Source organism: Streptococcus sp. 1621 (genome assembly GCF_013276615.1).
Taxonomy (GTDB): domain Bacteria; phylum Bacillota; class Bacilli; order Lactobacillales; family Streptococcaceae; genus Streptococcus.
The window spans coordinates 13,647-33,564 of record NZ_VMLJ01000019.1 but is presented as its reverse complement, the minus strand read 5'-3'; the positions used below and the strand labels follow the sequence as shown (position 1 = coordinate 33,564).

At 40.2% G+C, this 19,918-nt stretch carries 17 protein-coding genes; 9 read left to right on the top strand and 8 right to left on the bottom strand.

Annotated features, from left to right (window positions below; genetic code table 11):
• Positions 1–331: 331 nt before the first annotated feature.
• Entirely contained in the window at positions 332–1,804 is a 1,473-nt protein-coding gene (locus HT697_RS04935) for a peptide MFS transporter (protein WP_173218014.1), read from the top strand.
• Positions 1,805–2,171: 367 nt separating this feature from the next.
• Here the strand turns inward: HT697_RS04935 and HT697_RS04930 are convergent, their stop codons facing one another.
• The 6 genes from HT697_RS04930 to HT697_RS04910 are packed head-to-tail and all read right to left on the bottom strand — an operon-like array spanning position 2,172 to position 4,588.
• Complete coding sequence (locus HT697_RS04930) at positions 2,172–2,648, bottom strand: glutathione peroxidase (protein WP_173218012.1); 477 nt, start codon at positions 2,646–2,648, stop codon at positions 2,172–2,174.
• Complete coding sequence (locus HT697_RS04925; RefSeq protein WP_173218010.1) at positions 2,645–3,223, bottom strand: DUF3278 domain-containing protein; 579 nt, start codon at positions 3,221–3,223, stop codon at positions 2,645–2,647. Before HT697_RS04925 ends, HT697_RS04930 begins: the two co-directional genes overlap by 4 nt.
• A gap of 26 nt (positions 3,224–3,249) precedes the next feature.
• Positions 3,250–3,573 (bottom strand): hypothetical protein, encoded by a 324-nt coding sequence (locus HT697_RS10305; RefSeq protein WP_050203691.1) that lies wholly within the window; start codon positions 3,571–3,573, stop codon positions 3,250–3,252.
• 10 nt (positions 3,574–3,583) lie between these two features.
• Entirely contained in the window at positions 3,584–3,826 is a 243-nt protein-coding gene (locus HT697_RS04920; RefSeq protein ID WP_000711739.1) for a hypothetical protein, read from the bottom strand.
• Between the two features lie 9 nt (positions 3,827–3,835).
• A complete protein-coding gene (locus HT697_RS04915; RefSeq protein ID WP_173218008.1) occupies positions 3,836–4,378 on the bottom strand; it encodes a DUF3278 domain-containing protein in 543 nt (180 codons plus the stop codon).
• 15 nt (positions 4,379–4,393) lie between these two features.
• The gene (locus tag HT697_RS04910) at positions 4,394–4,588 is read right to left on the bottom strand and encodes a helix-turn-helix transcriptional regulator (RefSeq protein ID WP_001082472.1); all 195 of its coding nucleotides are present in this window, start codon (positions 4,586–4,588) and stop codon (positions 4,394–4,396) included.
• Between the two features lie 165 nt (positions 4,589–4,753).
• Between HT697_RS04910 and rsmH the strand changes: the two genes are divergently transcribed.
• The 5 genes from rsmH (at position 4,754) to HT697_RS04885 (ending at position 12,134) form a co-directional block, all read left to right on the top strand.
• Complete coding sequence (gene rsmH / locus HT697_RS04905) at positions 4,754–5,704, top strand: 16S rRNA (cytosine(1402)-N(4))-methyltransferase RsmH (RefSeq protein ID WP_050105838.1); 951 nt, start codon at positions 4,754–4,756, stop codon at positions 5,702–5,704.
• A gap of 11 nt (positions 5,705–5,715) precedes the next feature.
• Positions 5,716–6,033 (top strand): cell division protein FtsL, encoded by a 318-nt coding sequence (ftsL, locus tag HT697_RS04900; RefSeq protein WP_173262417.1) that lies wholly within the window; start codon positions 5,716–5,718, stop codon positions 6,031–6,033.
• 3 nt (positions 6,034–6,036) lie between these two features.
• Positions 6,037–8,289 (top strand): penicillin-binding protein PBP2X, encoded by a 2,253-nt coding sequence (gene pbp2X, locus HT697_RS04895; protein WP_173262413.1) that lies wholly within the window; start codon positions 6,037–6,039, stop codon positions 8,287–8,289.
• A 1-nt stretch (position 8,290) separates the two neighbouring features.
• Entirely contained in the window at positions 8,291–9,271 is a 981-nt protein-coding gene (mraY, locus tag HT697_RS04890) for a phospho-N-acetylmuramoyl-pentapeptide-transferase (protein WP_173262410.1), read from the top strand.
• Positions 9,272–10,028: 757 nt separating this feature from the next.
• Positions 10,029–12,134: an ATP-dependent Clp protease ATP-binding subunit gene (locus tag HT697_RS04885; protein ID WP_173262406.1), complete on the top strand. Its 2,106-nt coding sequence runs from the start codon at positions 10,029–10,031 to the stop codon at positions 12,132–12,134.
• 167 nt (positions 12,135–12,301) lie between these two features.
• Here the strand turns inward: HT697_RS04885 and HT697_RS04880 are convergent, their stop codons facing one another.
• Together HT697_RS04880 and HT697_RS04875 are read right to left on the bottom strand one after the other, a co-directional pair.
• Positions 12,302–12,784, bottom strand: coding sequence for an S-ribosylhomocysteine lyase (locus HT697_RS04880; protein ID WP_164226660.1), 483 nt, complete (start codon positions 12,782–12,784; stop codon positions 12,302–12,304).
• 94 nt (positions 12,785–12,878) lie between these two features.
• Entirely contained in the window at positions 12,879–14,363 is a 1,485-nt protein-coding gene (locus HT697_RS04875; RefSeq protein WP_050271154.1) for a DUF1846 domain-containing protein, read from the bottom strand.
• Positions 14,364–14,515: 152 nt separating this feature from the next.
• Between HT697_RS04875 and HT697_RS04870 the strand changes: the two genes are divergently transcribed.
• From HT697_RS04870 to glf, 3 genes are all read left to right on the top strand, one after another.
• Positions 14,516–16,123, top strand: coding sequence for an alpha-glucosidase (locus tag HT697_RS04870; protein ID WP_173262403.1), 1,608 nt, complete (start codon positions 14,516–14,518; stop codon positions 16,121–16,123).
• A gap of 195 nt (positions 16,124–16,318) precedes the next feature.
• The gene (locus HT697_RS04865; RefSeq protein WP_173262400.1) at positions 16,319–18,277 is read left to right on the top strand and encodes a peptide ABC transporter substrate-binding protein; all 1,959 of its coding nucleotides are present in this window, start codon (positions 16,319–16,321) and stop codon (positions 18,275–18,277) included.
• A gap of 333 nt (positions 18,278–18,610) precedes the next feature.
• Positions 18,611–19,711, top strand: coding sequence for a UDP-galactopyranose mutase (gene glf, locus HT697_RS04860; RefSeq protein WP_173262397.1), 1,101 nt, complete (start codon positions 18,611–18,613; stop codon positions 19,709–19,711).
• Positions 19,712–19,918: the final 207 nt, after the last annotated feature.

Here is a 19,918-nt window from a genome sequence, read left to right as displayed (position 1 = left end):
GCTCTTTGATTTTCATTGAGTATGACTTGTATTTTAGTAATTACAAGTTTGTCATAGGGATTTTTTGTTTATTGAAGAGAAAAGGATAAATATATTTCAAGGTTTAAAACATTTTTCAACTAAATAAGAGCAAATTTTTAGAGGTGATTTTTCAAAGTAACTTCCACTTGCCTGACCGAAGTGGAAGTTAGTCTGAAATGGATTTTTATGGTGGAATTAAGTATGAGACGTTAGATTTTTTCAAAAAATTTTCTAAAACAAACAGGATTTGTTTGACATTTATTTGAAAATTCTGTAAAATGAATTATTATATCGTTAAAGGAGAATATATATGGAAAAACAGAAAACATTTTTTGGACATCCTATTGGTTTGTCCACCCTCTTCTTCACAGAGATGTGGGAGCGCTTTTCTTACTATGGGATGCGAGCTATCCTACTTTACTATATGTACTATAGTGTGCAAGATGGTGGGTTGGGGATGGATAAGACCACGGCTGCATCGATTATGGCGATTTATGGCTCGCTGGTATTTTTGTCCGCGGTTATCGGTGGTTTTGTCAGTGACCGTATTTTAGGAAGCCGTAAGACCGTCTTTTACGGTGGGATTCTGATTATGCTAGGGCATATTGCTTTGGCAACACCTTTTGGACAAGTGGCTCTCTATCTTTCTATTGCCTTGATTATCTTAGGAACTGGATTTTTAAAACCCAATATCTCAGATATGGTTGGGGGAATTTATGAGAAAGAGGATGATAGACGGGATGCAGGTTTTAGTATCTTTGTCTTTGGTATTAACTTAGGTGCCTTCGTTGCCCCTTATCTAGTGGGTTATCTAGGTCAGGAAGTCAATTTCCATCTAGGTTTCTCATTAGCTGCCGTTGGGATGTTCTTTGGTCTGGTGAAGTATGTTTTAGATGGGAAGAAATACCTGCCTGAATCAAGTCTTTACCCTACTGATCCACTTTCACAGAAGGACCAGCAGACCTTGATTAAACGCTTGCTGATTACACTTGTCATAGTTATTCTCGTGGTTATAGGCTTAGTCTTAATTCACCAGTTTAACGTGGATATGATTGTTAATATCTTTACAGTGATTGCGGTAATCATTCCAATCTACTATTTCTTTAAGATTTTATCTAGTCAGAAAATAACTGCTACTGAGAGATCCCGAGTATTTGCCTACATTCCTCTATTTATCGCTGGAGTACTCTTCTGGTCGATTGAGGAGCAGGGTTCTGTTGTTCTCGCTCTATTTGCGGATGATCAAACTCGACTTTACATTAATGTATTTGGGAATCAGATTCATTTCCCATCTAGCTTTTTCCAAAGTATCAATCCACTTTTCATTATGATTTATGTGCCAATTTTTGCGTGGTTGTGGGGGAAAATGGGTAAAAAGCAACCGTCCTCTTCTAAGAAATTTGCTTACGGTTTATTTGCGGCAGGTTTATCTTTCTTGTGGATGATGTTACCAGGGATGTTCTTTGGGACAGATGCTAAGGTCAGTCCTTTCTGGTTGATTATGAGTTGGGCTATTGTGATTGTGGGTGAAATGTTGATTTCGCCGATTGGTCTATCAGTCACTAATAAGCTAGCACCAAAGTCCTTTCAAGCACAAATGATGTCTATCTGGTTCTTGAGCGATGCTGCTGCCCAAGCTATCAATGCTCAAATTGTAAAATTTTATACAAGCGAAACTGAAGTTGCTTACTATGGAATTGTTGGAGGAATTACGATTGTATTCAGTATTATCTTACTCTTCTACGTTCCACGTATTGAAAAACTAATGTCTGGTATCAAATAGAGAAAAACTGGAATTTCTGTAGGGATTCTAAAAGTTAGATCAATTATTTATTCAAAGGATTTAGTTCTGTATTGTACAGGGCTAAGTCCTTTTAGTTTGATTAAAACTCACGATGTTTATGATATTCCTAGTAGACATTTGTCCACTTTTCTATTTAATACTCAATGAAAATCAAAAATCAAACTAGGAAACTAGCCGCAGGTTGCTCAAAACACTGTTTTGAGGTTGTAGATGAAACTGACGAAATATATATGGCAAGGCAACGTTGACGCGGTTTGAAGAGATTTTCGAAGAGTATAAGTCAAAGCCAATCAAAAAATCTCACTATTCTTAGGCTAAAGAAACCTAATCATAGTGAGATTGTGAATTATAGTAGTTTTTGTATTGCCTCTTCAATTTGTTTTGGGTCTGTTTTTGAAGAGAAGCGTTCAAAGACTTGCCCATCACGACCGATGAGAAATTTAGCGAAATTCCATTCAATTCGTTTTCCTAGTGGGCCAGATTTCTGGTCTTTCAACCAAACATAGAGGGGATCTGCCTCCTTACCGTTGACCTTGATCTTGGCAAAACGTGGGAAAGTGGTTTGATAGTGTAGGCTACAGAAGGCGTTGATTTCCTCTGCGCTACCTGGTGCTTGTCCCATAAACTGATTGCAAGGGAAGTCTAAAATCTCAAAACCTTGTTCTTGATAGCGATCATAGAGTTCTTGAAGTCCTTGGTACTGGGGCGTTAAACCACATCCAGTAGCAGTATTGACAACCAAGAGAACTTTCTCACGATAGCTCTCCAAGGGAGTTGATTGGTTGTTTTGGTCTAAAACGGAAAAATCATAAAGTGAAGTCATTGCTTGCTTTTCTCCTTCTGTTTGGTATTTTTAGGAGTTTTCTCCTCCTGTAGGGATAGAAAGCCGTAGGTCAGGGTTCCGAAAATGCTACCGATAATCAGGCCATACATTAGGAAAGGACCACTTTTATCAAATTGCATGAGGAGCTTCACAAAATCTGAAAAGGACATCTGCTGAACGAAGACTTTATGAAAGATGAGTAGGGTAAAGAAGCCAATCTGAAGACCGATAAACACAACCCAGCTTCGAAATTTGATTTGGGCTTTGCTGTAGGTTTTGAGGATGATTTCTGACTTGTCATCTTTTTCAAGATGGAGTTCTTTGACGGCTCTTTGAGTTTTTAAAGTAATGAAAAAAATGAGTCCAGAGTAAAGGTAGGGCATGGCATAGCGAACGGCCTCTATGAAGCGTCCAAATAACAGATAAAACAAGAAGAGGAAGAAGGAAGAATAAACGATTTGAACCATAGAACGGGCACAAGCTTTGTAGATAATCTCTTGTCTGCATTCATCAAAAGGGCCTTGGATGTGAAAGAGATTTCGAAGTAAGCGAGTGGTTAAGTCATCTTTTTTCATACTAGTAACCTCCTAAATGAGCAGTTTTACTGATTTTCTTTTACGAATTGATAGAGATAATAAAGATAAGTGATAGAAGAAAGGCTAGCGATAGTCAGCAGTAAATAATATTTCCAATCGCTTGAGATGAGCATCAGTTGTGGTAAAGATAGAATCATAAAGCATAGTGCTAAGTTGAGTATGCGTGTTTTTTGGGAGTCAATCTTTAGATAAGTCAGTCCTTTGTTAAGGGCTGGAACAAAGACTAGCACGAGGAATATCTCTCTGATTAAGTTCCCTGAAACGATGATGAAGATGAGCAGAGAACTGAACAAAAGATGATAGGTAAGTAAAGTTAGTAATGATTTCATAGGGCACCTCTTAATCCTGGTCTTTTTTAGCTCTTGCAATACGAAGTGAGTCGACAATATGTATCATCACTCCGAAAAAGAAAGCTCCCAGTATAGTTTTAAAAATATGTTTTGTATTTAGAAGAGAACTGATAAAATTTGGATTTTCACTTGTTAGGGTATCAATGAGTGGAATTATAAAAAATATCACTGTTCCATAAATCGAACCTGCTTTCAGACCAGGATAACGTAACTGTTTCTTTTCTTTTTTCATAGTTTCCTCCTAATCCTCATCCGGATCTTTCTTAGTTTTTGCAATGCGACGGGAGATGATAATTTGTATAATCACTCCGAAGAAGAAAGACTGGAGAATACTTGAAAAAATATTTTTAAAAGCGAGAAGTGACTGAAGATAGTCCTGACTCTCACCTAGCAGTATATGGAGAAGAGGGGTTGTAAAAAAACTCATTAATCCATAGACTATTCCAGCTTTCAGACCAGGGTAATGTAGTTGCTTACTTTCTTTCTCACTCAGCATATCTGGATCAATAGCTGTAATCCCTGTTTTTTTGGTTTGGGAGAGCACATAGAGAGCAGAAATCATCGAAATGCCGAATACCACAATAGGATAGCCGATAGCGATAATTTGCGGGTATTTATAAGCGAGGACAAAGGGGATGAGATTTCCAAATGTCATCAGATAAAAGAGGATGATAAAGACTTGATTGCCGATACGATCAGCCTCGCGTCGTTTGTGTTCATCAAGTGGTCCTGAAATGCCATAAATGCGTTTGATCAGTTTTTCCGTGAAGGTTTCTTTTTTCATGAGTTTGCTCCTTTTTTAAAAATCTTCCTCCCAAAAGAGACTGTTGAGGTCAGTTTGGAGGCTGCGGGCGAGATTGAGACAGAGTTCCAGGGTTGGATTGTACTTGTCGTTCTCAATCATATTGATGGTCTGTCTCGAGACACCGATATCCTTGGCTAGCTCTAGCTGGGAAATACCCAATTCCTTGCGAAATTCTTTCACACGATTCATCTGGTCTCCTTTCTGATTTGTGTCGTATATATTTGACTATATTATAGTCTTTTAAATATGAAGTGTCAAGTATTTTTGACATATTTTTTGAAGAAATAGTAGTCTCCTTGTCCGATTTGTCTGACTAGTGCAAGCTGGTCGGATTTGTGGTAAAATAGATAAGATATGACAAAAGAATTTCATCATGTAACGGTCTTACTCCACGAAACGATTGATATGCTTGACGTAAAGCCCGACGGTATCTACGTTGATGCGACTTTGGGTGGAGCAGGCCATAGCGAGTATTTATTAAGTAAATTAAGTGAAAAAGGTCATCTCTATGCCTTTGACCAGGACCAGAATGCCATTGACAATGCGCAAAAACGCTTGGCACCTTACATTGAAAAGGGAATGGTGACCTTTATCAAGGATAATTTCCGTCATTTACAGGCACGTTTGCGCGAAGCTGGTGTTCAGGAAATTGATGGAATTTGTTATGACTTGGGAGTGTCTAGTCCTCAATTGGACCAGCGTGAGCGTGGTTTTTCTTATAAAAAGGATGCGCCACTGGACATGCGCATGAATCAGGATGCTAGTCTGACAGCCTATGAAGTGGTTAACAGTTATGACTATCATGACTTGGTTCGTATTTTCTTCAAGTATGGAGAGGACAAATTCTCTAAACAGATTGCGCGTAAGATTGAACAAACTCGGGAAGTCAAGCCAATCGAGACAACGACTGAGCTGGCAGAAATTATCAAGTCGGCCAAACCTGCCAAGGAGCTCAAGAAGAAGGGCCATCCTGCCAAGCAGATTTTCCAGGCTATTCGAATTGAAGTCAATGATGAACTGGGAGCGGCAGATGAGTCCGTCCAGCAGGCTATGGATATGTTGGCTCTGGATGGTAGAATTTCAGTGATTACCTTTCATTCCTTAGAAGACCGCTTGACCAAGCAATTGTTCAAGGAAGCTTCAACGGTTGAAGTTCCCAAAGGTTTGCCCTTCATCCCAGATGATCTCAAGCCTAAGATGGAATTGGTGTCCCGTAAGCCAATCTTGCCAAGTGCAGAAGAATTAGAAGCCAATAACCGCTCGCACTCAGCCAAGTTGCGCGTGGCCAGAAAAATTCACAAGTAAGAGGGAAAAAGATGGCAGAAAGAATGGAAAAAACAGGTCAAATACTACAGATGCAACTTAAACGGTTTTCGCGTGTGGAAAAAGCTTTTTACTTTTCCATTGCTGTAACCACTCTTATTGTAGCCATTAGTATTATTTTTATGCAGACCAAGCTCTTGCAAGTGCAGAATGATTTGACAAAAATCAATGCGCAGATAGAGGAAAAGAAGACCAAATTGGACGATGCCAAGCAAGAGGTCAATGAACTATTACGTGCAGAACGTTTGAAAGAGATTGCCAATTCACACGATTTGCAATTAAACAATGAAAATATTCGAATAGCGGAGTAAGATATGAAGTGGACAAAAAGAGTAATCCGTTATGCGACGAAAAATCGGAAATCGCCGGCTGAAAACAGACGCAGAGTTGGAAAAAGTCTGAGTTTATTATCTGTCTTTGTTTTTGCCGTTTTTTTAGTCAATTTTGCAGTCATTATTGGGACGGGCACTCGCTTTGGAACAGATTTAGCGAAGGAAGCTAAGAAGGTTCATCAAACCACCCGTATAGTTCCTGCCAAACGTGGGACTATTTATGACCGAAATGGAGTCCCAATTGCTGAGGATGCAACCTCCTATAATGTCTATGCGGTTATTGATGAGAACTATAAGTCAGCAACGGGTAAGATTCTTTACGTAGAAAAAACACAATTTAACAAGGTTGCAGAGGTCTTTCATAAGTATCTGGACATGGAAGAATCCTATGTAAGAGAGCAACTCTCGCAACCTAATCTCAAGCAAGTTTCCTTTGGAGCAAAGGGCAATGGGATTACCTATGCCAATATGATGTCTATCAAAAAAGAGTTGGAAACTGCAGAGGTCAAGGGGATTGATTTTACAACCAGTCCCAATCGTAGTTACCCAAACGGACAATTTGCTTCTAGTTTTATCGGACTAGCTCAGCTCCATGAAAATGAAGATGGCAGCAAGAGCTTGCTGGGAACCTCTGGGATGGAGAGTTCCTTGAACAGTATTCTTGCAGGGAAAGATGGTATTATTACCTATGAAAAGGATCGTCTGGGTAATATTGTACCTGGAACAGAACAAGTTTCCCAACAGACGGTAGATGGCAAGGATGTTTATACGACTATTTCCAGCACCCTCCAGTCCTTTATGGAAACCCAGATGGATGCTTTTCAAGAGAAGGTAAAAGGAAAGTACATGACAGCGACTTTGGTTAGTGCTAAAACGGGGGAAATTCTTGCAACGACGCAGAGACCAACCTTTGATGCCGATACTAAGGAAGGACTTACCAAGGACTTTGTTTGGCGTGATATCCTTTATCAAAGTAACTATGAGCCAGGGTCAGCCATGAAGGTCATGACGCTCGCTGCTGCTATTGATAATAATACTTTCCCAGGAGGAGAAGTTTTCAATAGTAGTGAGTTAAAAGTAGCAGATACTACTACCCGAGATTGGGATGTCAATGAAGGATTAACTGTCGGAGGAATGATGACCTTTTCTCAAGGGTTTGCGCACTCAAGTAACGTTGGGATGACGCTTCTTGAGCAAAAGATGGGAGATGCTACCTGGCTGGATTATCTAAGTCGCTTTAAATTTGGTGTTCCGACTCGTTTTGGCTTGACGGATGAATATGCAGGTCAACTTCCGGCTGACAATATCGTCAATATTGCTCAGAGTTCATTTGGACAAGGGATTTCAGTGACCCAGACGCAAATGATTCGTGCCTTCACGGCTATTGCCAACGATGGAGTCATGCTAGAACCTAAATTTATCAGTGCCTTGTATGACCCAAATGACCAATCTGTTCGGAAATCTCAAAAAGAGATTGTAGGAAATCCTGTTTCCAAAGATGCAGCTAGCCAAACTCGTACTCACATGGTCTTGGTAGGGACGGATCCGGTTTATGGAACCATGTATAACCACAGCACAGGCAAGCCAACTGTAACTGTTCCTGGGCAAAATGTAGCCCTCAAGTCTGGTACGGCTCAGATTGCTGACGAGAAAAATGGTGGTTATCTAGTCGGGTTAACCAACTATATTTTCTCGGCTGTATCGATGAATCCGGCTGAAAATCCTGATTTTATCTTGTATGTAACGGTTCAACAGCCTGAACATTATTCAGGTATCCAATTGGGAGAATTTGCCAACCCAATCTTGGAGCGGGCTTCAGCTATGAAAGAATCTCTCAATCTTCAATCTCCTGCTAAAAATTTAGATCAAGTGACGACAGAATCTTCTTATGCAATGCCTAGCATCAAGGATATTTCACCTGGTGAGTTGGCGGAGGCCTTACGCCGAAATATTGTGCAACCCATCGTTGTAGGTACTGGAACAAAGATTAAAGAGACTTCTGTAGAAGAAGGAAAAAATCTTGCACCAAACCAACAAGTTCTCCTTTTATCGGATAAGGTGGAAGAAATTCCAGACATGTATGGCTGGAAAAAAGAGACTGCCGAGGCCTTTGCTAAATGGTTGGATATTGAACTGGAATTTGAAGGTTCAGGTTCCATCGTTCAGAAGCAAGATGTTCGGACTAATACAGCTATCAAAAACATTAAAAAAATTAAATTAACTTTAGGAGACTAATATGTTTATTTCCATCAGTGCTGGAATTGTGACATTTTTACTAACTTTAGTAGGAATTCCGGCCTTTATCCAATTTTATAGAAAGGCGCAAATTACAGGCCAGCAGATGCATGAGGATGTCAAACAGCACCAGGCAAAAGCTGGGACTCCTACAATGGGAGGTTTGGTTTTCTTAATTGCTTCTGTTTTAGTTGCTTTCTTTTTTGCCCTATTTAGTAGCCAATTCAGCAATAATGTGGGAATGATTTTGTTCATCTTGGTCTTGTATGGCTTGGTCGGATTTTTAGATGACTTTCTCAAGGTTTTTCGCAAAATCAATGAGGGGCTGAATCCTAAGCAAAAATTGGCTCTTCAGCTTCTAGGTGGAGTTATCTTCTATCTTTTCTATGAGCGTGGGGGCGATATGCTTTCAGTCTTTGGTTACCAAGTGCATCTGGGGATTTTCTATATTTTCTTCGCCCTTTTCTGGCTAGTCGGTTTTTCAAATGCAGTCAACTTGACAGACGGAATTGACGGTCTGGCTAGTATTTCAGTGGCGATTAGTTTGTCTGCCTATGGAGTTATTGCCTATGTGCAAGGCCAGATGGATATTCTCCTGGTGATTTTTGCCATGATTGGTGGTTTACTCGGTTTCTTCGTCTTTAACCATAAGCCGGCCAAGGTCTTTATGGGAGATGTGGGAAGTTTGGCCCTAGGTGGAATGTTGGCAGCTATTTCTATGGCCCTCCACCAAGAATGGACTCTCTTGATTATCGGAATTGTTTATGTCTTTGAAACAACTTCGGTCATGATGCAAGTCAGTTATTTCAAACTGACAGGTGGTAAACGTATTTTCCGTATGACGCCTGTGCATCACCATTTTGAGCTTGGAGGATTGTCTGGTAAAGGAAATCCTTGGAGCGAGTGGAAGGTTGACTTCTTCTTTTGGGGAGTTGGGCTTCTAGCAAGTCTCCTGACCCTCGCAATTTTGTATTTGATGTAAGAATGGCACCCTGATGTTTCAGGGTGTTTTTGCTGTTTAAAAAATATTGGTCAATTAAAGTCAAAACCCTTGACCTTTTCTGACTAATGTAGTATATTATGAACGTAAGGTAAATGAAAGCCTTACGTGAACACTTATGCTTAATGAAAATCAAGAGCAAACTAGGAAGCTAGCTTTAGGCAGCTCAAAACACGGTTTTGAGGTTGTAGATAAGGCGGAGCTGATGTGGTTTGAAGAGTGTAAAAAAATATTGGTCAGTTAAAGTCAAATATCTTGACCTTTTCTGACCAATGTAGTATATCATGAATGTAAGGTAAATGAAAGCCTTACGTGAACACTTATGTTCAATGAAAATCAAGAGCAAACTAGGAAGCTAGTCGTAGGTTATCAAAACCCTGTTTTGAGGTTGTAGATAAGGCGAAGCTGATGTGGTTTGAGGAGATTTTCGAAAAGTATAAAAAATATTGGTCAATTAAAGTCAAATCCCTTGACCTTTTCTGACTAATGTAGTATATTATGAACGTAAGGTAAATGAAAGCCTTACTCGAACACTTATTTAAAGTAAAATAGAAAGAGGTGGGGTCTATGTTTAATCTAGAAATCTTCAGAAGTAAAGATAGTCTACTCCTGCTTGAAAAAGAAAAACCAGAAATAGTACCTAGAGTAGCGATTTAGCTAGTCTAAATTTTTTAAAACAAAGGTCAAAGATAGTCAATATCAGTAATCATAACTAAGTAAACAAAAAGAGGTAAAGAATATGAACAACAACTTTAATAATTTTAACAACATGGATGATTTATTTAACCAATTGATGGGTGGTATGCGCGGATACAGTTCTGAAAATCGTCGTTACTTGATTAATGGACGTGAAGTCACACCTGAGGAATTTACTCACTATCGTGCGACTGGTCAATTACCAGGAAATGCAGAAGTTGATGGCCAAATGCCACAACATACGTCAGGTATGAAACAAGACGGTGTCCTTGCTAAACTAGGTCGAAACTTGACAGCAGAAGCTCGCGAGGGCAAGTTGGATCCTGTTATCGGACGAAACGAGGAAATTCAAGAAACATCTGAAATCCTCTCACGCCGTACTAAAAACAATCCTGTACTTGTCGGAGATGCAGGTGTTGGTAAGACAGCCGTTGTCGAAGGTTTAGCACAAGCTATTGTGAATGGTGATGTTCCTGCTGCTATCAAGAACAAGGAAATTATTTCCATTGACATCTCAGGTCTTGAGGCTGGGACTCAATATCGTGGTAGCTTTGAAGAAAATGTCCAAAACCTAGTCAATGAAGTGAAAGAAGCAGGGAATATTATCCTCTTCTTTGATGAAATTCACCAAATCCTCGGTGCAGGTAGTACGGGTGGAGACAGTGGTTCTAAAGGGCTTGCGGATATTCTCAAGCCAGCCCTCTCTCGTGGAGAATTGACAGTGATTGGGGCAACGACTCAAGATGAATACCGTAACACCATCTTGAAGAATGCAGCTCTTGCTCGTCGTTTCAACGAAGTCAAGGTCAATGCTCCTTCAGCAGAGGATACCTTTAAAATTCTTCAAGGAATTCGTGACCTCTATCAACAACACCACAATGTCATCTTGCCAGACGAAGTCTTGAAAGCAGCGGTGGATTATTCTGTTCAGTATATTCCTCAACGTAGCTTGCCAGATAAGGCTATCGACCTTGTCGATGTAACGGCTGCTCACTTGGCAGCTCAGCATCCTGTAACAGATGTGCATGCTGTTGAACGTGAAATCGAGGCAGAAAAAGACAAGCAAGAAAAAGCAGTTGAGGCAGAAGATTTTGAAGCAGCTCTAAACTATAAAACACGCATCGCAGAATTGGAAAAGAAAATCGAAAACCACACAGAAGATATGAAAGTGACTGCAAGTGTCAACGATGTGGCTGAATCTGTAGAACGTATGACGGGTATTCCAGTATCGCAAATGGGAGCATCAGACATCGAGCGTTTGAAAGATATGGCTCATCGCTTGCAAGATAAGGTAATCGGTCAAGATAAGGCAGTAGAAGCAGTGGCCCGTGCTATCCGTCGTAACCGTGCTGGTTTTGATGAAGGTAATCGCCCAATCGGCAGCTTCCTCTTTGTAGGACCAACTGGGGTTGGTAAGACAGAACTTGCTAAGCAATTGGCGCTGGATATGTTTGGAACTAAGGACGCCATCATCCGTTTGGATATGTCTGAATACAGTGACCGCACAGCAGTTTCTAAGCTGATTGGTACCACAGCAGGTTATGTGGGTTATGATGACAATAGCAATACCTTGACAGAACGTGTTCGTCGCAATCCATACTCTATCATTCTCTTGGATGAAATTGAAAAGGCTGATCCTCAAGTCATTACCCTTCTCCTCCAAGTATTGGATGATGGTCGTTTGACAGATGGTCAAGGAAATACCGTTAACTTTAAAAACACAGTCATTATCGCAACATCAAATGCTGGTTTTGGCTATGAAGCTAACTTGACAGAAGATGCGGACAAACCAGAATTGATGGACCGTTTGAAACCCTTCTTCCGTCCAGAATTCCTCAACCGCTTTAATGCAGTTATCGAGTTCTCGCACTTGACGAAGGAAGACCTTTCTAAGATTGTGGATTTAATGTTGGCTGAAGTCAACCAAACCTTGGCTAAGAAAGACATTGACTTGGTAGTCAGTCAAGCAGCTAAGGACTATATCACAGAAGAAGGTTATGACGAAGTCATGGGTGTTCGTCCGCTCCGTCGCGTGGTTGAACAAGAAATTCGGGATAAGGTGACAGACTTCCACTTGGATCACCTAGATGCTAAACATCTGGAAGCAGATATGGAAGATGGTGTTTTGGTCATTCGTGAAAAAGCCTAATACTCTTCGAAAATCAAATTCAAACCACGTCAGCTTCGCCTTGCCGTACTCAAGTACTGTCTGTGGCTAGCTTCCTAGTTTGCTTTTTGATTTTCATTGAGTATAAGCCAAGATTTTGAGAATAAAAAGAAGGAGCCAGCTGAAAAAAACTGGTTCCTTTTTTACATTTAAATCACATGACGCTCAAAGGCATCATCTGAAATACCTTGTTCTAGGATGAGTTTAGCCCATTCTTTAGCAGAAAAGAGACTGTGATCCTTGTAGTTTCCGCAAGATTCGATGGTTGTTCCAGGGACGTCTTCCCAAGTAGTAGTTTCAGTGATTTCCTTGAGCGAATCCTTGATAACTGCTGCAATTTCAGCGCTGGTATGACGCCCCCACATAATCATGTGGAAGCCTGTGCGGCAACCAAATGGTGAACAGTCAATCATGCCGTCGATGCGGGTACGGATGAGTTTGGCTAAGAGGTGCTCGATAGTGTGAAGGCCGGCAGTAGGGATAGAGTCTTCGTTTGGTTGCACCAAGCGAATATCATAATTGGAGATGATGTCTCCCTTTGGCCCTGTTTCTTCCCCAATCAAGCGAACGTAAGGTGCTTTAACAATGGTGTGGTCAAGTTCAAAACTTTCGACAATAACTTCTTTTGACATGGTAAATCCTTTCAGTTTTCTTCTTTCATTATATCATAAAGGTTGCTCCTGAGACAGAGAGAAAACCTCTCCGAGGGTGGAGAGGTTCAAATCGTTACTTACGATACAAGCGGTCGTATTGGTAGTATGGGTCAAAGGTTACGTTGATACCCAATTTACGAAGGACATTCTTGTCTTCATCTGTCAAGATGATGGTTGAGTGGGCTTCGCTTCCTTTGAGGTTGCCAAGTTCTTCCATAGCACGAGCAGCATCAGGATTTTCTGTAGCTGTGATGGCAAGTGCAATCAGGATTTCATTTGAATGCAGGCGTGGATTGCGGCTACCCAGATGATCGATTTTAAGACCTTGGATTGGCTTAACAACTTCAGGTTCGATTAGTTTTACTTCTTTAGCAATGTCAGCTGATTTCTTGATGGCGTTGATCAAGGCAGCTGCTGTAGGGCCAAAGAGTTCTGAGTTCTTACCAGTGACAATTTCCCCGCTAGGCAATTCAAGTGCTAGGGCTGGTCCGCCAGTTTCTTCTGCCTTTTGACGGGCAACGACAGCAACCTTGCGGTCTGCAGGTGTGATGCCGAGGTCGTTCATGAGCAACTCGATTTTCTTGACAGCAGATTCGCCCACTTTTTCGGCTTTGAAATCAAGGACAGTCTGATAGTAGCGACGGATGATTTCTTGTTTAGAGGCTTCAATGGCAGCCTCGTTATCTGTGATAGCGAAACCAACCATGTTGACACCCATGTCTGTTGGAGAAGCGTATGGAGACTCTCCTAGGATACGTTCTAACATGCGTTTGAGAACTGGGAAAATTTCAATATCACGGTTGTAGTTGACAGTGGTTTCTCCGTAAGTTTGGAGATGGAAGGGGTCAATCATGTTGACATCGTCAAGGTCAGCTGTGGCAGCCTCGTAGGCCAAATTGACTGGGTGATGAAGAGGAAGATTCCAAACTGGGAAGGTTTCAAACTTAGCGTAGCCAGACTTGATGCCATTGATTTGGTCGTGGTACATATTGGACATACAGGTTGCCAATTTTCCAGAACCAGGTCCAGGAGCGGTTACGACAATCAAGTTGCGACTGGTTTTGATGTAGTCATTTTTTCCCATGCCTTCTGGAGAAATGATGTGATCCATATCCGTCGGATATCCTTTGATTGGATAATGAAGATAAGAATCAATTCCGTTTTTCTCAAGTTGGTTGCGGAAGGCATCTGCAGCTGGTTGGCCAGCGTACTGTGTAATGACCACTGAGCCGACAAAAATTCCCAGTTCATTGAATTTGTCAATCAAACGGAGAACTTCTTGGTCATAAGAAATGCCCAAGTCACCACGGGCTTTGGAATGCTCGATGTTGCTAGCGTTAATGGCAATCACAACTTCGACTTGCTCTTTCAATTCCTGCAAGAGCTTGATTTTGTTGTCAGGTTCATAACCAGGAAGGACACGAGCAGCGTGGAAATCTTCTAACATTTTGCCACCAAACTCCAAGTAGAGCTTGCCGTCAAATTGGTTAATGCGTTCCAAAATGTGGTCGCGTTGTAGATTCAAATAGTTTTCAGAACTAAAAGCTTGTTTTTTCATTTTTTTACCTCTGACCTCTATTATAATAAAAAATTGGAAGTTAGGAAACTATGGAGTTAAAAAAGAAATCAAAAAGATTAGGCAAACGCTTGCACAAAACTCTGAAAAGCGCTATCATAGACTGTAGATTATTAAAATAATGAGGTAAGAAAATGCAAGAAAAATGGTGGCACAATGCCGTAGTCTATCAAGTCTATCCTAAGAGTTTTATGGATAGCAATGGAGATGGAATTGGCGATTTGCCAGGTATTACCAGTAAGTTGGACTATCTAGCTAAGTTAGGAATCACAGCGATTTGGCTTTCTCCAGTTTATGAAAGTCCTATGGATGATAATGGTTATGATATTGCTGATTATCAAGCGATTGCAGCTATTTTCGGGACCATGGAGGACATGGATGAGCTGATTGAGGAAGCTAAGAAACGTGATATTCGTATCATCATGGACTTGGTGGTCAATCATACTTCGGATGAACATGCCTGGTTTGTTGAGGCCTGTGAAAATCCTGACAGCCCTGAGCGAGATTACTATATCTGGCGAGATGAGCCTAATGACCTAGATTCTATCTTTAGTGGTTCTGCTTGGGAATACGATGAAAAATCAGGTCAATACTATCTTCACTTTTTCAGTAAGAAACAGCCGGATCTTAACTGGGAAAATGAAAAACTTCGCCAGAAAATTTATGAGATGATGAACTTCTGGATTGATAAAGGGATTGGCGGTTTCCGTATGGATGTTATTGATATGATTGGGAAAATTCCTGACGAGAAAGTAGTCAATAATGGTCCTATGCTTCACCCCTATCTCAAGGAAATGAATCAGGCCACCTTTGGAGATAAGAATCTCTTGACAGTAGGGGAAACCTGGGGAGCAACGCCAGAGATTGCCAAGCTCTACTCTGATCCAAAGGGGCAAGAATTGTCTATGGTCTTCCATTTTGAACATATCGGTCTTCAGTATCAGGAAGGTCAGCCTAAGTGGCACTATCAAAAAGAACTGAATATTCCTAAGTTAAAAGAAATCTTCAACAAATGGCAGACAGAGTTAGGCGTTGAGGACGGCTGGAATTCCCTCTTCTGGAACAACCATGACCTCCCTCGTATCGTCTCAATCTGGGGAAATGACCAAGAATACCGAGAAAAATCTGCCAAAGCCTTTGCAATCTTGCTTCATCTTATGAGAGGGACTCCTTATATCTATCAAGGTGAGGAAATTGGGATGACCAACTATCCGTTTGAAACGCTAGATCAAGTAGAAGATATTGAATCCCTCAACTATGCGCGTGAGGCTCTTGAAAAAGGCGTTCCGATGGAAGAAATCATGGACAGTATCCGTGTCATTGGACGTGACAATACCCGTACCCCTATGCAATGGGACGAGAGCAAAAACGCTGGTTTCTCAACAGGTCAACCTTGGTTGGCAGTGAATCCAAACTATCAAGCAATCAACGTTCAAGAAGCGCTAGCAAATCCAGATTCTATTTTCTATACCTATCAGAAACTGGTTCAAATCCGTAAGGAAAATAGCTTGCTGATTCGAGCTGACTTTGAATTACTTGACACGGCTGACAAGGTCTTTGCTTATATCCGTAAAGATGGCGACCGTCGTTTTCTAGTTGTGGCCAACTTGTCCAATGAAGAGCAAGACTTAACAGTAGAAGGAACAGTCAAATCTGTCTTGATTGAAAACACCACGGCTCAAGAAGCCTTTGAAAAACAAATCTTAGCTCCATGGGATGCTTTCTGTGTGGAATTACTATAAATATTTTTTACAGAAAAATTTAAAATTGAAATCGCATAAAAACAAGGGAGGACTGTATGAAAGGCAGAAATCCTTTGTTTTTTTATAACCAGTGTTTATAAACTTTCATTCTCAAAATTCAATTAACTTTACAAATTCCCACTATTTTGGTAAAATAAATATATGTTATAAAAACTAACATAAAGGAGAAAGAAGATGACTACAAAGAAGCGTGTTCTTAGTGCAGGCCTGACTGTTGCGGTTGCTTTGCTTTTAACTGCTTGCGGACAATCAGGTTCAGATACAAAAACTTACTCATCAACCTTTAGTGGAAATCCAACTACATTTAACTATCTATTAGACTACTACGCTGATAATACAGCCATCATTACCAACCTAGTTGATGGTTTGCTTGAAAATGACAATTACGGGAATCTAGTTCCATCTTTGGCAGAAGACTGGTCTGTTTCAAGCGATGGTCTGACTTATACCTACAAATTGAGAAAAGATGCCAAATGGTTCACGGCTGACGGTGAAGAGTACTCCCCAGTTAAGGCACAAGATTTTGTGACAGGTATCAAGTATGCAGTGGATAATAAATCACAGGCCATTGACTTGATTCAAAATTCAATCAAGGGATTGAATGATTATATTACAGGAGCGGATTCTGACTTTTCTAAGGTTGGTGTGAAGGCCATTGATGACCAGACTATTGAGTATACTTTGACACGCCCAGAGCCTTACTGGAATTCAAAAACAACCAATAGTATTCTTTTCCCAGTAAACGAAGAGTTTTTAAATTCAAAAGGCAAAGATTTTGGGACCCTATCTCCAGATAGTATTCTCTACAGCGGACCTTATTTGTTAAAAGATTTCACATCAAAATCATCGATCGAGTATGTGAAAAATCCGCATTACTATGATTATGACAAAGTATCGATTGAACATGTAAAATTGGCTTATTTTGATGGCTCAGACCAAGAATTGACTATCCGTAACTTTGAAAGTGGAGCTTATTCAATCGCTGGGGTTTATCCAAATAGTTCAAACTTTGCCAAGACAAAGGAGAAATATAAGAATAATATTATTTACAGTTTGCAGGACAAGACTTCTTGGTATTTCAATTTCAACGTCAACCGTAAGGCTTACAACCATACGTCTAAAACGACAGATGAACAGAAGAAGTCAACTGAGACAGCTGTCTTGAACAAAAACTTCCGCCAAGCAGTGAACTTTGCCTTGGACCGCACAGCCTATTCTGCCCAGTCAAATGGGGAAGAGGCGGCTAGCAAGACCCTTCGTAACACCCTAGTGCCTCCAACATTTGTCCAAGTTGGAGACAAGACTTTTGGAGAAGTAGTCGCTTCTAAATTGGTCAACTATGGCACAGAATGGTCAGGTATTAACTTGGCAGATGCTCAGGATGCCTATTTCAACAAAGAAAAAGCCCAAGCAAAATTTGCGGAAGCTAAAAAAGAATTGACAAGTCAAGGTGTGACTTTCCCTATTCACTTGGATGTGGCGGTTGATCAGACAAGTAAAAATGCCGTGACAGGTATGAACTCAGTTAAGCAGACCCTTGAGTCAGTTTTGGGTGCTGATAACATTGTCATTGACGTTCAGCAACTTTCAACAGATGATTTTAATAACGTAGCCTTCTTAGCACCGACAGCAGCTGATCGAGACTACGATTTGAACTTTGATGGTTGGGTGGGTGATTATCAGGATCCGTCAACTTATCTTAATCCTTTCAATGCAGAGGATGGGTTCTACCTCAAGATTTTTGGTCTAGATGCCAAGGAAGACAAGGAAAAAATCACTAGTCTAGGTCTGGATACCTACACTAAGATGCTCAAAGATGCAGATAGTGAAAACAAAGATGTAGCCAAACGCTATGAAAAATATGCTGAAGCACAGGCTTGGATGATTGACAACTCTCTGATTATGTCAGCTATGTCAAGTGGTGGAACAGCATCTGTAACCAAAGTAACGCCATTTACAAGAGGCTATTCATTGGTTGGTATCAAGGGTGATGGCAATAACTACAAGTACATGAAACTGCAAAAAGACACTGTGACGACCAAACAGTTTGAAGAAGCTAAGACCAAATGGGAGCAAGAAAGCAAAAAAGCAATCGAAAAAGCCCAAAAAGAAGCAGAAAAACATGTTAAATAGTTAGAAATAGCCTTTTCAAGCAAAATCATAAAGACAAACATCAGTTTTGGTGCTTGTCTTTTTAAATTACTCGGCTATTGAAAACTGAGAAATGATTTGTTTTGTGCTAAAATAGATTGAAACGAATACTAAATGAAAATCAAAGAGTAACTGAGAAGTTAGCTCAAAGTACAGCTTTGAGCTGGTAGATAGAACTGACGAAGTCAGCTCAAAATACTGTTTTGAGGTTGCAGATGGACGCTGACGTGGATTGAAGAGATTTTCGAAGAGTATAAAGATCCTCTCTTTTACTATAGTTAAGGAGATGTAAAGATAAGTGATAAGGAAGAGACTATGTACGACTATCTAATCGTTGGTGCTGGTTTGTCGGGAGCAATTTTTGCTTATGAGGCGACTAAGCGTGGAAAAAAAGTAAAAGTTATTGATAAACGTGACCACATTGGTGGAAATATCTACTGTGAGAATGTAGAAGGAGTTAATGTTCATAAATACGGTGCCCATATCTTCCATACTTCTAACAAGAAAGTTTGGGATTATGTGAATCAATTTGCTGAGTTTAACAACTATATCAATTCGCCTCTAGCTAATTACAAGGGTAGCCTTTATAATCTACCTTTCAATATGAATACTTTCTATGCTATGTGGGGGACAAAAACTCCTCAAGAAGTGAAAAATAAGATTGCTGATCAAACGGCTCACATGAAGGACGTTGAACCTAAAAACTTGGAAGAACAGGCTATCAAGTTGATCGGTCCAGATATTTATGAAAAGTTGATCAAAGGCTACACTGAAAAGCAATGGGGACGTTCTGCGACTGACCTTCCACCCTTTATCATCAAACGTCTACCAGTTCGTTTAACCTTTGATAATAATTATTTTAATGATCGTTATCAAGGGATTCCAATCGGTGGCTATAATGTTATCATCGAAAATATGCTCAAGGATGTGGAAGTAGAACTTGGCCTTGACTTTTTTGCCAATCGTCAGGAATTAGAAGCTTCTGCTGAAAAAGTTGTCTTTACGGGGATGATTGACCAATACTTCGATTATAAACATGGTGAGTTAGAATACCGTAGTCTTCGTTTTGATCATGAAGTGCTTGATGAAGAAAACTATCAAGGGAATGCAGTTGTCAACTATACAGAACGAGAAATTCCTTATACTCGCATTATTGAGCATAAACATTTTGAGTATGGTACACAAGCTAAAACGGTTATTACTCGAGAATACCCAGCTGATTGGAAACGTGGAGATGAGCCTTATTATCCAATCAATGATGAGAGAAACAATGCTATATTTGCCAAATATCAAGAAGAAGCAGCACAGAATGATAAGGTCGTTTTCTGTGGACGTTTGGCTGACTATAAATACTATGACATGCATGTGGTCATTGAACGGGCTTTGGAAGTAGTCGAGGAAGAGTTGGGACAATAATGCAAGGATTCTGTCATTTTAGAATCTTTGCTACTTAAGATTTTTAGAAGTAAGGTCAACAAGATTCTTTTCTGTTTATCAGAAGAGAACCTATGTTGGCTTTTTTGGCCTAAATGAACAATTTTATTTTTCAGAATATATCAAATATAACAAATAACTCTTAAAATTCAGAAAATTCTATTGACAGGACTTGAAAAAGAGTCTATA